Here is a 12,476-nt window from a genome sequence, read left to right as displayed (position 1 = left end):
CTCGCGGCCATGGTTCAGGTCGGTGACAGAGTGTTGTTGGTCGCAAACGGGGTCTCAGTGTTCAAGGTCCTGGAGCTCGACGACGAAGGCCACGCGATCGTCGAGTCCGTGCTCGAGGAAAGTCCCGGTCGGTACCCGTTCAGCGTCCGGGCCGACTCGCTCGTACCTGCGCCGGAGGCGTAGCCATGGGGCCCTATCGCCTCAACGGCCGCCCCTGAGCTGCCCTATTCCGAATCGTCCGACAGTCCGCGCTTGTTGCGAATCACCACTGCCGCCACGGAGGTCGGCGGCAGGTCGATCCACCGGTCGTTGTTGGGGGCGAGCGGCCGAACTCTGATCCAGCCGCTGTCTTTTGAGACGACACGGTCGGCCTTGATGTACGCCACATGCTCGTCGTCAGGGTCTTCTTGCGCTATGCCGCTCGGCAGGGCGAGGGAGGTGGTCTTCAGCAAATAGACCACGTGCGGCTCTCTTGTCATGGACGTCACGATACGGAGTGCCGCCGAGCCTCCGCTATGGGTCGTGAAGCATGCTGGATGGTCGTTCAAGGCACGGCCAAGAACTGCGTGACTCGACAAGAGTTGTTTGGAGGCCCACTGCTTTTCGACACGTTTTATCGACACATGTTCGGTTTGAGGTTACCCATGTGCGTGCGAAATCAGTCGTCACGTTACATATCTGGGCGAGAGATGAAGGAGCGTCGGTGCTTGCGGGGAGATTTCTCAATACGTCGCGTTGATGTACTCCGCGGCGTGTGTGGTCCAGAGGACGTTCGTGCCTGGCATGTTGTGGGTCGCGTAGAGGACGTGCTGGCCGTGGGGCCAGGGGGTCAGGTAGCCGACCACGCCGCGGACCGCCTTGCTGTAGCGGTCGAGATTGCCGATCGGGTCGCGCCGCAGGATTTCGAGTAGTTCGGCGAAGATCAGCGGCGCGACGTTGCCGATGCGAGCACCTTCCACGAAGGAGAACGGCGAGATGCCGACGCCGATGATGCGCAACGGCGAATCCTTGGTGGCCGCGGTGATGATGTCGCCGGGATTGGCGTACTCGCGGACCGCGACCGAGGCAGGCCACTCGCCGCGCTGCCCGTGCAGACCGAAGGTCGAGACCGGGCACAGGTTTCCGACCGACTCACCGGCCCGGCGCACCGGGTTGGCGATGTTCACCGCGAACGCGATTTCCAGGGGTGTGCCGTCGACGTTCTGGTATTTCCCCGCCCGGACGCCCTCCAAGATCCGGCTGGCGCAGATGCCGCCGAGCGAATAGCTCAGCAGTCCGCAGACATTCGGCGAGTCCTGGATGGCTTTCACCCCTGCGGCCGCGCCGAGCCGCACGGACGTATCCAGCGAAGGACCCCAGACATCCGGCGCGGTCCCCACCGGCACCGGCCCCACCGAAGCGGGCCAAACGGGTTCGAAGCAGCGGAATTTGTCGGTGTCGAGTAGTTCGGCGACCTCGTGCAACATGCCCGCGGGCGTTCCGTCGGAGTTCCGCGGCTCACCGGTGCCACGGAAGGTGATGATGTCGATCATCGTGTCCTCCTTGCACAATCGCACCGAAACCTTCGGCACGCAATTCCACGGTAAACCCGCACGACACCCGGGCGTGAGCTTTCAGCTACCTCGCCGGTCCACGAGTTTTCCCATGTAGAGCGGTATTCGGCGGACGCACGGCTGGGTGAGCTACCGCGGCGTCCCCGGCTCCATGCTGCCCAGCAGAATTCGCGCGATCCGGTCCAGTTCCCTCCGCTCACCGGCGGTCAGCACGGACAGCATCCTGGTCTCGTTCGCGGTGTGTTCGGTGACGACGGTGTCGACCAGTTCCTGCCCGGACTCCGTGAGGGCGACGCGGATCGCGCGACGGTCCTGCGCGTCGGCGACGCGCCGCACCAGCCCCGCGGCTTCCAGCCGATCCAGCCGCCCGGTCATCCCCGCTCGCGAGAGCATCAGCGTGTCGGCGATCACCGAGGGGTTCAGCTCGAATGGAGCGCCCGAACGACGCAGCGCGGCAAGCACATCGAACTCGCCGCGGCGCAGGCCGTGCCTGCCGAATACCGCCTCGATCTCGCGCCGCGCCACCAGCATCAGCCTGCCCATCCTGCCGAGCACGGCCATGGCGTCGAGGTCGAGATCCGGACGTTCGCGCCGCCACTGCGCCACGATCGCGTCGATGGGATCCGTTTTCCGTTCGGTCATGGACGGGATTTTATTCGGTGGTATATAGTTTGGTAGCGAACTATAAGCTGGCGAATCACTTGGAGTTACGATGAGTCCCACCTCCCCGCGTACCGATGCCGCGATCTGCCAGCCGCAGGACGCTGAGACATTGCACACGAAGTCGGTCAGCCTGCGACTGCTGATCGACGCCGAGGCGGCGGGCGGCGCGCTGAGCACACTCGAAGTAGCCATGGACCGCGGCGCCGACGGCGCGGCGCCGCATTACCACACGCGCTCCGACGAGCTGTTCTACGTCGCCGACGGCGAACTCCAACTGCTCGCGGGCGATCGGATCGTCACGGTGGGCGCGGGCGGTTCGATCGTGGTACCCAAGTTCATGCCGCACGCCTTCGGCGCCGCGCCGGACAACACGGCGCGGATCCTGATCGCCCTCACCCCGGGCGTGCAGCGCTTCGAGTACTTCCGCCTGCTGGAGCGAATCGCCGCGGGCGAATCAACCATGGCCGAGCTCGCAGCAGCTCAGGACGAGTTCGACAACCACTTCGTCGACGCGCCGGTGTGGTGGGCCGAGCGGAACGGAAACCGGCGCTGAGCCCCTCCGGCTCGCCCGGCCCGCAAACCTCGGCCGGCGCAACCCGATTCGAACAAGTCGATCACGACCACCCGCACGCCCGAGCCGAGCAAATACGATTCCCTGCGCACCCGGTGGCAGCTGCGCCCACTCGCCGAGGCAGCGGCACACGAAAGTACAGATGCACAGCCGCCAATGCCGGGCTATGGACACGCTCCGCACCCATCGCGAGGGTTAGCTCGACGATTGCGTCCTAACTATTTCCGGCCTGCCGGAAATCTTTCAGCGCTCGCCGGTTCCGGATCGGAATTCCGTTTGCCACCGGCCGGTAAATCTCGCGATCCGAACCGATCGAAGCCCCTACCGCGATATGATCGCTCACACGCTTGGGGGTCGTGGCAAATGGTGAGCAGATCGGAGAAACGGCTATGACCGACGTAATCCGCCTTCCCGGGACGACGCCGCAGGGTGACCGCGTTCCTCCGCTCCGGGGCCTGCTGGTCGCGGAATCGGACCGCGAGATCAGCGTGCGCGTCGCCGAGGGAACGTGGACCTTCTGTCGGTCCGACGTTCTGCGCGTTGTCGATTCCACCGTGCCGGACCCCGATCAGGACGGCCGCCCGGTGCTGGTGGACATCCGCGCGGGCGCCACCGCCGACTTCACCCGGCGACTTCGGATCGACCTGGTCGACCGGCCGATGACCATCCCGGAGGCGCCGTCGGAGGCGCTCGGTGACGCCCAGTTGCGCCGGCTCACCGAAATCTGGGCCGACCGACTGCAACTCGTCGAGTGCGCGGGCGCCAGCGGCGCGACGTTCACCTACTGCCAGACCAAATCGTTCGACGGCAGCGACGACGGCATCAACTGCGACAGTCTCGACTGAACGGCACGCGCATGGCGGGACGCCGGAAGGCTTCGGTCCTGATCGTGTCCGAAGCCGATGACCTACACGGCACCGCGATGGCGGCGACGTTACGAGAGCACCACGGGCTCAGCCCGATTCAGCTCGACCTGCGTGATTTTCCGCGCGAGTCGGGCAGCTTCCGCCTGGACCGGCTCGGCACGACGCGCTCGCTGTCGCACCTGATCGGCTTGGACGACGTCCGGTCGGTGTGGTGGCGCCGCCCGCACCCCGCCCAGGTGCCCGCGGGGGTCCGCGCCTCGGACAACGACTTTCGCCAAGCCGAGTGCGATGGGTTCATCCAGGGTTTGCTCTGGTCCATCCCGGCCTACTGGGTCAACGACCCAGGCGCCGATCGCACCGCGGGACGGAAGATCGTGCAGCTGGAGACGGCGCTGCGGGCCGGGTTCGCAGTACCGGAGACGCTGATCACCAACGATCCGGACGAGGCGCGCAGTTTCGTCGAATCCCGGCCCGGTCCGGTGGTTTACAAGCGCACCGGCACCAGCCGCGCCGAGTTCGCCGAGACCAGGATCATCTCCCGCGACGACTTCGGCAGGCTTGCCGCGATCCGTTCGGCGCCGACCACCTTCCAGGACTACATCGATGCCACCTGTGACCTGCGCGTGGTGTGGGTGGACGGGATCGAATGGACCGTGCGCATCGACTCGCAAGCCGGCGTCGGCAAGATCGACTCCCGCCTGGACACCTCGGTCGAGTTCACGCCGGACCACCTCCCCGCCGCGGTGAGCAAGTCGCTGGCCACGCTGATGGGTGCGCTGGGCCTGTCCTTCGGCGTGCTCGACATCCGGCTCGGTCGCGACGGCGAGTACTACTTTCTCGAGGTCAATCCGCAGGGCCAGTTCGCCTACCTGGAGATCAAGACCGGACTGCCCATCTTCCGCAGTCTGGCCAACCTCTTGGTGGACGGCGACGGCATGGTGGCCGGTCACTGAGTCCGGCGATAGGTCTGCCGCACCACACCGGACGCCGGGAACGCGGTGACGTCCACCAGCCGCAGCCGCCGTGGCGCCACCTCGCCGAACAGTGGTTGACCCGCGCCGAGCAGCACCGGAAACACCAGCAGCCGAAGCTCATCCACCGCGTCGAGGCGAAGGAATTCCTGCGCGGTGCGCGCACCCGCGAACACCACCACCGGCTTGCCGGGGACGTTCTTCAGCTCCGCGACCTCGGCGGGCAGATCCGCGCCGATCCTGCGGGCGGGCTGCCATGGCAGCTCGAGGTCCGTCCGGTGCGAGAGCACCATTTTGGGCAGCGCATTGACCAGCGGAGCTAGCCGCGCGTCCCCGGGAGTCGCCGGATTTCGTTGCGCGTCCGGCCAATATCCGGCGAGCAGCTCATAGGAGGCGCGCCCGAAGATCTGCGCATCGACGCCGCCGAGCAGTTCGGCGAGATAGGCGTCGAGCTCGGGATCATCGACCTCGATCCAGTCGAGCGCTCCGTCCGGGCCGGCCGCGTAGCCGTCCAATGTCACCATGATCTGCAGCAGCAGGTCTCGCACCGCGAGGTCCTTCCGTCGACACGTCCTTACAGTGCAGACGGTCCGCGCGGCGCGGATTCATCGCCACATCGGGACGCTACTGGCCCTTCCGGCGATTGGCCCCACCCCGGCTGCGGAGCTGCACATGCGACTCCACTAGCACGTTGTGGATGAAGCCATAGGAACGGCCGGTGGACCGCGCCAGTGACCGGATGCTCGCACCCGCCTCGTATTGCTTCTTCAGCTGGGTTTGTAGGCGGTCGCGCGACTTCCCGGTGACGCGTGTGCCCTTACCCAATGTGGCCTTACTTTGTGTGGGCCTGTCGCTCATGGCTTCCTCCGAGTCGCCGAGCAGCGTCTTTCCAGGCTAAGCACTCAGCAGGCCGTGATCAACGGGTTCCTGTGATGAAACTCACGCAAGCTGAATAAGTTCCAGGTATTCGGCCGACCAGTGGTCTTCTGTCCCGTCCGGGAGGAGGATGACCCGTTCCGGAGACAGCGCCTCCGCTGCCCCTGGGTCGTGGGTCACCAGCACCACGGCGCCCGCGTAGGTGCGCAGCGCGTCCAGCACCTGCTCCCGGGACACCGGGTCGAGGTTGTTGGTCGGCTCGTCCAGCAGCAGCACGTTCGCCGCCGAGGAGACCAGACCGGCCAGCGCCAGACGGGTCTTCTCACCACCCGAGAGGGTGCCCGCGGGCTGGTCGAGCTGCGGACCGGAGAACATGAACGCGCCGAGCAGCCCACGCAGATCCTGTTCACCCGCGTCCGGAGCGGCGTGGCGGATGTTCTCCCATACGGTGGCGTCGTCGTCCAGGGTGTCGTGCTCCTGCGCGAAGTACCCGACCTTCAGGCCGTGGCCGGGCACCAGCCCGCCCGCGGTCGGTTGCTCGACCCCGGCGAGCAGACGCAGCAATGTGGTCTTTCCCGCGCCGTTGAGCCCGAGCACCACGACCCGGCTGCCGCGATCGATCGCGAGTTCGACGCCGGTGAAGATCTCCAGCGAACCATAGACCTTGGTCAGGTTCTCGGCCATCAGTGGCGTCTTGCCGCAGGGCGCGGGCTCGGGGAACTTGATCCTGGCGACCTTGTCGGCGACGCGCACGTCGTCGAGTTCGGCCAGCAGGCGATCGGCCCGTTTGGCCATGTTCTGCGCCGCAGTCGCTTTCGTGGCCTTCGCACCGAGCTTGGCCGCCTGGGCGCGCAGCGCGCTCGCCTTCTTCTCGGCGTTCGCACGTTCGCGGCGCCTGCGCTGTTCGTCGGTCGCGCGGGCGTCCAGATACTTCTTCCACCCCATGTTGTAGACGTCGGCTTCGCCGCGCACCGCGTCCAGGAACCACACCTTGTTCACCACGTCGGCGAGCAGTTCCACATCGTGGCTGATCACGATCAGGCCACCGTCGTGGTTCTGCAGGAAACCGCGCAGCCAGGTGATCGAGTCGGCGTCGAGATGGTTGGTCGGCTCGTCGAGCAGCAGAATGGTGTCCGATCGCCCGCCGCTGCCGTCGGAGGCGGCGAACAGGATGCGCGCCAATTCGATCCGGCGACGCTGGCCGCCGGAGAGAGTGCGCAACGACTGGCCGAGTACCCGGTCGGGCAGCCCGAGGCTGTGGCAGATGCGCGCCGCTTCGCTCTCGGCGACGTAACCGCCGAGAGCGGAGAAACGTTCCTCGAGCCTGCCGTACTTGCGGACCGCCTTCTCGCGCTCCTTGTCGTCGGCGACCTCGGCCATCAGAGCCTGCTGCTTCTCCATCTCACGGATCAGCGTGTCCAGGCCGCGCGCGGACAGCACTCGGTCACGGGCCAGCACGTCCAGGTTGCCTTCGCGCGGATCCTGGGGCAGGTATCCGATATCGCTGGAACGCAGGATCTTTCCCGCGTACGGCTCGCCCTCGCCCGCCAGGATGCGCAACGTGGTCGTCTTGCCCGCACCGTTACGTCCGACCAGTCCGATCCGGTCGCCCGCCTGCACGCGCAGCGCCGGCCCGGGTGCCGACAGCAGGGTGCGGACTCCGGCCCGGACTTCCAGGTCGGTCGCGGTGATCACAAACTTCTCCTCGCGGATCGTGGTGCTGGACGCGTGTTGCTCGATTGTGCGACCCGATGCGCACAAGAACCACCGATTTTAACCGGGCCGAACCTCCCGCCCGCAGCCCAGCTGCCCGCATGTGACGGCGGTAACGTCACATGCGGGCCACTGCGCTACCGTGCGATGCCATGAGTACCGATCTATTGGGGAAGAGCGCTCTGGTCACGGGGGCCAGCCGGGGCATCGGCAAGGCGGTGGCGGCGGAACTGCTCGGCCGCGGCGCGAACGTGCTGATCACCGCGCGGAAGAAGGATCCGCTCGAGGAGGCGGCCGCCGAGCTGCGCGAGCTGGGCCACCAGGGGCAGGTCGTCGCGCTGGCAGGCAACTCCGGCGTCGCCGAGGACCGGGCGGCGGCGGTCGAGCGCGCGGTCACGGAGTTCGGTTCGCTGGACGTCCTGATCAACAACACCGGCATCAATCCGGTGTTCGGCTCCCTGATGGACGCCGACCTGGATGCGGTACGCAAGATCTTCGACGTGAACGTGGTCGCGGCGCTCGGCTACATCCAGGAGGCCTACAAGGCGTGGATGCGCGACCACGGAGGCGCGGTGGTGAACGTCGCCAGCGTGGCGGGTATCCGTTCGACCGGCGTGATCGCCGCGTACGGCTCGTCCAAGGCCGCGCTGATCCGCCTCACCGACGAACTCGCCTGGCAGCTGGGGCCGAAGATCCGGGTGAACGCGGTCGCGCCGGGCGTGATCAAGACGAAGTTCGCCGACGCGCTGTACTCGGCCGACGAGGAACGCGCCGCGAGTGGGTACCCGATGAAGCGGCTGGGCAGCCCGGAGGATGTGGCGCGCCTGATCGGCTTCCTGGTCTCCGACGAGGCCGCGTGGATCACCGGGGAGACGGTGCGGGTGGACGGCGGCCTGCTCTCGACCGGCGGGCTCTGACCTCCCCACGAGATCGCCCGGCACCGATGCGGGGCGCTGCCGCGCTACCGGAACGCCAGTGCGCCGGAGCATGTCGGTGTGCCCGGTAGCGCAGGTATTTCTCCACCGTCTCGGTGTCGACCGTGTCGGTGGCGGTCGCCACCGTCACCACCACGAACTCCTTCTGGCTACGCGGTCACAGCCGGGCGGGCTGACGCCACTCCTCGCGGCCGGCACCGGCGGCCGCCGGTGCCTCCTCGATGCCGAAACGCCGGTGCAGCTTGCGCAGTGGTCCGGGCGCGTACCAGTTCCAGTCGCCGAGCAGCTCCATCGCCGCGGGCAGCAGGAATCCGCGCACCAGCGTCGCGTCCACCAGGACCGCCAGCGGGAGGCCGATACCGAACGCCTTCATGAACGTGATGTCCGAGGCGAGGAAGCCGAGGAATACCAGCGAGATCAGCACCGCCGCCGCCGTGACGATCCGTCCGATCCGCTCCAGCCCGGAGGTTACGGCCAGCGCGTTGGATCTGGTGCGCTGGTACTCCTCGCGGATACGGGCCAGCAGGAACACCTGGTAGTCCATGGCCAGGCCGAACGCGACGCCGAACAGCATGACCGGAACCGTGGGCGGCAGGTCGCCGGTGACGGTGAAGCCGAGCCAGCCGGACAGGTGCCCGTCCTGGAAGATCCAGACCAGCGCGCCGAAGGTCGCGGTCAGGCTGAGCACGCTGAGCACCACCGCCAGCAGCGGCAGCACGACGCTTCCGGTGAGCAGGAACAGGACGGCCACCATGATCAGCACGACGAACGCCAGCGCGTACGGCAGCGCCGAGACCACCGCGCCGATCGCGTCCGCGTTCGCCGCGGCCACACCGCCGACCAGCACCGCCGAGGTGGCGGGCGTCGCGCGTACGTCACTGGCGATCCGGTCCAGCACGCCGGGGTCGGAGCTGTCCGGAATCACCGTGAGGTAGGCGGCGTTCGGCGCGCGGAAGCGGTCGTTGGCCGAGGTCGGCGGCGCGAGCAGGCCGCCGTGGCTGTAGCTGCCGGTGGCGGTGTCGACCCGGCGGACGTTGTCGATCTCCGACAGTTCCCGCGCGTAGGCGTCCAATCCCGCTGCGTTGTAAGCGCTGTCGGGCAGCACCGCGAACAGCCCGTTCTGCTCGGTGGCGGCGAAGTCGCGCTGGATGGTCTCGGTGACCTGGCGATTGTTCATAGACTCCGGCAGCGAACGTTCGTCGGGGAAGCCGAGTTTCACGCCGAGGAACGGCGCGCCGAGTACGAGCAGCAGGGCGGTCACCGCGAGCCCGATGGGCACCGGCCGCATCATCACGAACCGGGCCAGGCGATGCCACGCGCCCTCGCCAGGCGCGGGCCGGGCGGCGCGCAGGAACCACCACAGCTGACCACTGTCGATCTTGGTGCCGAGCAGGAAGAGGATCGCGGGCAGCACGGTCAGCGAGACCACGGCGGCGATCCCCGCGACGGCCAAGCCCGCGTATCCCATCGACCGCACGGCCAGCAGCGGGAAGAACAACAGGCCCGACAGCGCGACCGCGACGGTGACGGCCGAGAACGCGACGGTGCGACCCGCCGATCGCATGGTCGCCACCACCGCCGCCGCCGGCTGTTGTCCGGCGACCAGTTCGTCGCGATAGCGGCTGATGATCAACAGGCTGTAGTCGATCGCGAGACCGAGCCCGAGCAGGGTGGCGACGTTGGTCGCGGTCGCCGCGAGATCGGTGACGCTCGCGATCAGCCACAGTGTGCCCATCGTGATCATCACCGTGAGAATGGCGATGACCAGCGGCAGGCTGGCCGCGACCAGACCACCGAAGACCAGCAGCAGCGCGATCAGGGTGATCGGGAAGGCGATGGATTCGCCGAGTACGACGTCTTTCTCGCTCTGCTGCACCGTCTCGTGCAGCAGCATCGCGTAGCCGCCGATCCGCACCTCCAGCGGACCGTGCGTGCCGCCGAACCGCTCGGCGAGATCCCCGACCTGCTTGTCCACCTCGGATTCCTCGCCGAGGATGCTGGCCACGATCAGGCCCTTGGTGCCGTCGGTGCTGCGCAGCGCGGGCGATTTGTCGGTCCAGTACGAGGCGACGCCCGCGACGCCGGACACCGACTTCAGCTCGGCGGCCAGGGTGGTCGCGGCGGTGGCCACGGCGTCGTCGTCCACCGACCCGGGAGTCTGTACCAGCAGCACGAGATTCGGGGTGGCCTGGCCGAAGGTGTCCCGCAGCGCCGCGGCCGCCCGGCTGGATTCGCTGTCGGGGTCGATGTACCCGCCGCCCTGCACTTTGTCGAACAGCGTCGCGCTCATCGTGCCCATCGCCAGCGCGAGCACGACGAACACCCCCAGGATCCACCGGCTGCGCCGCCTGGTCAGTTCGAACACCGTGTCTACCCCTAACTCGTTCCGGCCGAGCCGCTTTCGTCCTCGGACTGCCACGGCGTCGCCGGTTCGTCTACTGCCCGGCGCGCCATCGCAGCGCACCGGCACGCCGATCATTCGCCGCCGAACCTCGACACCGGGCCGGATGCGTGCGCCAGCGCCCCGGAATCCTAACAACGTCGGGCGAAACTGCGGTGGGCGAGAACACATTCCGTGCAGCAACAGCGCTCGGACGTGCACCGTGCGCCACACGGCCCGAGATCCCGTTCCGCCGCATGCCGGGGCGTTTGCCGTGGCGCGGCCACCGGCCTAGCGCACACATCGCCGGTCTGCGAAGCGTGTGGTACCGCGCCCAGGCACAGAGTTCGCTGCACCGTTGTTCCGGACATCTCGGTCGCAGCTTCGCCGTGCCGACCCGCGGCCGGGGTCTGCGCCGCCGTATTCGCGAAGAATTCATCTGAGGCGTGCCGGGGCTCCGGCATGTCCTCGTTGGCCAACGGTGCGGACCGCGATGCCCCCGTCGAGGCCGGGCGGCTACTAGGCTCCGACCCGTCCAGGACCGAGCAAGCGAACGAAAGGCGCAGACGATGCACGCAGGCGCACCCCTGCGCACCCGCGTGGACGTGGCGTGACGGATCTGGTCGTCTGTGGTCTCGGCCCGGCCGGGCGTGGTCTTGCGCACCGCGGTGTGGCGCGCGGGCTGACGGTCGCCGTCGTGGATCCCGCGCCGGAACGCAGATGGACAGCCACGTATGGGGCGTGGGCCGACGAACTGCCGGACTGGCTGGGTCCGGAGGCCATCGCCGCCACGGTGCCGCGGCCGATGGCATGGGGCACTCGCGCGCACCAGGTGGAGCGCCGCTACGTGGTGCTGGATACCGCGCGTTTGCAGACGTCGCTGTCGTTGCCGGGCGCGCAGATGATCGCGGACCGCGCAGTCCAGGTCTCGCCCGAACGGGTGACCCTGGCCTCGGGCAGATCTCTCGCGGCGGCCAGAGTCGTCGACGCTCGCGGCCTCACCCGTTCGCCCACGCGGGCGGAGCAGACCGCCTATGGCGTGATCGTGGACGCCGAGCGCTGCGCTGGCCTCGACCCGCTGTTCATGGACTGGCGCGCCGACAACGGAGCGGCGGCCGACGAGACGTGCTCGTTCCTCTACGCCGTCCCGCTGGACAACGAGCGAATGCTGCTGGAGGAGACCTGTCTGGCCGGTCGTCCCGCGCTCACGGGTTCGCGGCTGCGCGCGCGCCTGCACCACCGGCTGCGCTCCAGGGGCATCCGCCTCACCGGTGCGGAACCCGTCGAGCACGTCCGGTTCCCCATGCAGGGCGGACGTCCGGGCCCGCACGCGTTCGGCGCGGCAGGAGGGTTCCTGCATCCGGCGACCGGATACAGCGTCGCCGCCGCGCTGGCCGCGGCCGACGCGGTGGCGGCCGGTCAGGACGTGTGGCCGCCGGCCGCGCGGGTCGTCCACCGTCTTCGCGGCGCGGGGCTTCGGGCGTTGCTGGCGCTGCCGCCCGCCGACATCCCGCTGTTCTTCGACACATTCTTCGAGCTGCCCTCGGCGGCGCAACGCGCGTATCTGTCCGGCCGTACCGACCTGGCCGGCACGGTCAGCGCGATGCGGACCCTCTTCGCGGCCTTACCGTGGCGGCTGCGCCGACGTGTCGCCGCCGCGACACTCGGGATTCCGGTTCCCTCGCGTGATCGACGGGTTCAGCCATGGGAAGAATGAGATCGAGCTCGTCCGCCGCACCGCGTATCGCGCGTTCGGCCTCCGGCCGGCCAGCGATGGGTGACAAGTAGCCTGCAAATCTAGTGGCGGCAGGACAAACGATCAGGGGTCTCGGGCCGTCGTGGCGACCCGAGACCTCCCGATCACCGTCCGGACGAACACGCGAAATGCAGCAGTGGACGTCGCTCGTTCGGAAGGCTTGATCCACATCGCAACGTTCGCTCGATGTGT

13 protein-coding genes are annotated in these 12,476 nt (G+C 68.0%); 6 read left to right on the top strand and 7 right to left on the bottom strand.

Annotated features, from left to right (window positions below):
* Positions 1-57 precede the first annotated feature (57 nt).
* A complete protein-coding gene (locus OHA40_RS28330; protein WP_330229896.1) occupies positions 58-183 on the top strand; it encodes a hypothetical protein in 126 nt (41 codons plus the stop codon).
* Positions 184-224: 41 nt separating this feature from the next.
* On the opposite strand, the gene OHA40_RS28325 is transcribed toward OHA40_RS28330, so the two are convergent.
* From OHA40_RS28325 to OHA40_RS28315, 3 genes are all read right to left on the bottom strand, one after another.
* Positions 225-479 (bottom strand): hypothetical protein, encoded by a 255-nt coding sequence (locus OHA40_RS28325; RefSeq protein ID WP_330229895.1) that lies wholly within the window; start codon positions 477-479, stop codon positions 225-227.
* Between the two features lie 243 nt (positions 480-722).
* Positions 723-1,532 carry a hypothetical protein gene (locus OHA40_RS28320; protein ID WP_330229894.1) on the bottom strand — a complete coding sequence of 270 codons (810 nt, stop codon included), beginning with the start codon at positions 1,530-1,532 and terminating at the stop codon, positions 723-725.
* 150 nt (positions 1,533-1,682) lie between these two features.
* Positions 1,683-2,195 carry a MarR family winged helix-turn-helix transcriptional regulator gene (locus OHA40_RS28315; protein ID WP_330229893.1) on the bottom strand — a complete coding sequence of 171 codons (513 nt, stop codon included), beginning with the start codon at positions 2,193-2,195 and terminating at the stop codon, positions 1,683-1,685.
* Positions 2,196-2,355: 160 nt separating this feature from the next.
* On the opposite strand from OHA40_RS28315, the gene OHA40_RS28310 reads away from it, so the two are divergent.
* The 3 genes from OHA40_RS28310 (at position 2,356) to OHA40_RS28300 (ending at position 4,606) form a co-directional block, all read left to right on the top strand.
* A complete protein-coding gene (locus OHA40_RS28310; RefSeq protein WP_330234413.1) occupies positions 2,356-2,769 on the top strand; it encodes a cupin domain-containing protein in 414 nt (137 codons plus the stop codon).
* A gap of 407 nt (positions 2,770-3,176) precedes the next feature.
* Complete coding sequence (locus OHA40_RS28305; RefSeq protein WP_330229892.1) at positions 3,177-3,632, top strand: hypothetical protein; 456 nt, start codon at positions 3,177-3,179, stop codon at positions 3,630-3,632.
* Between the two features lie 44 nt (positions 3,633-3,676).
* Positions 3,677-4,606, top strand: coding sequence for a hypothetical protein (locus OHA40_RS28300; protein WP_330229891.1), 930 nt, complete (start codon positions 3,677-3,679; stop codon positions 4,604-4,606).
* On the opposite strand, the gene OHA40_RS28295 is transcribed toward OHA40_RS28300, so the two are convergent.
* From OHA40_RS28295 to OHA40_RS28285, 3 genes are all read right to left on the bottom strand, one after another.
* A complete protein-coding gene (locus tag OHA40_RS28295; protein WP_330229890.1) occupies positions 4,600-5,172 on the bottom strand; it encodes a dihydrofolate reductase family protein in 573 nt (190 codons plus the stop codon). The two genes, OHA40_RS28300 and OHA40_RS28295, sit on opposite strands and share 7 nt — an antisense overlap.
* A 76-nt stretch (positions 5,173-5,248) precedes the next feature.
* Positions 5,249-5,482 carry a helix-turn-helix domain-containing protein gene (locus tag OHA40_RS28290; RefSeq protein WP_083889466.1) on the bottom strand — a complete coding sequence of 78 codons (234 nt, stop codon included), beginning with the start codon at positions 5,480-5,482 and terminating at the stop codon, positions 5,249-5,251.
* Between the two features lie 81 nt (positions 5,483-5,563).
* Entirely contained in the window at positions 5,564-7,195 is a 1,632-nt protein-coding gene (locus tag OHA40_RS28285) for an ABC-F family ATP-binding cassette domain-containing protein (RefSeq protein WP_330229889.1), read from the bottom strand.
* 170 nt (positions 7,196-7,365) lie between these two features.
* Between OHA40_RS28285 and OHA40_RS28280 the strand changes: the two genes are divergently transcribed.
* Complete coding sequence (locus tag OHA40_RS28280) at positions 7,366-8,130, top strand: SDR family oxidoreductase (protein WP_330229888.1); 765 nt, start codon at positions 7,366-7,368, stop codon at positions 8,128-8,130.
* A gap of 175 nt (positions 8,131-8,305) precedes the next feature.
* On the opposite strand, the gene OHA40_RS28275 is transcribed toward OHA40_RS28280, so the two are convergent.
* On the bottom strand, positions 8,306-10,762 hold the full coding sequence (locus OHA40_RS28275; RefSeq protein ID WP_330229887.1) for an MMPL family transporter: 2,457 nt from the start codon (positions 10,760-10,762) through the stop codon (positions 8,306-8,308).
* 376 nt (positions 10,763-11,138) lie between these two features.
* Here OHA40_RS28275 and OHA40_RS28270 point away from each other — a divergent pair, with 376 nt between their 5' ends.
* Positions 11,139-12,245, top strand: a complete 1,107-nt coding sequence (locus OHA40_RS28270) for a lycopene cyclase family protein (RefSeq protein ID WP_330229886.1) — start codon at positions 11,139-11,141, stop codon at positions 12,243-12,245.
* Positions 12,246-12,476 lie beyond the last annotated feature (231 nt).

The organism is Nocardia sp. NBC_00508, assembly GCF_036346875.1.
Lineage (GTDB): Bacteria > Actinomycetota > Actinomycetes > Mycobacteriales > Mycobacteriaceae > Nocardia.
Note: the sequence above shows the minus strand (reverse complement) of the source record. Positions and strands in the feature narration are given on the sequence as shown.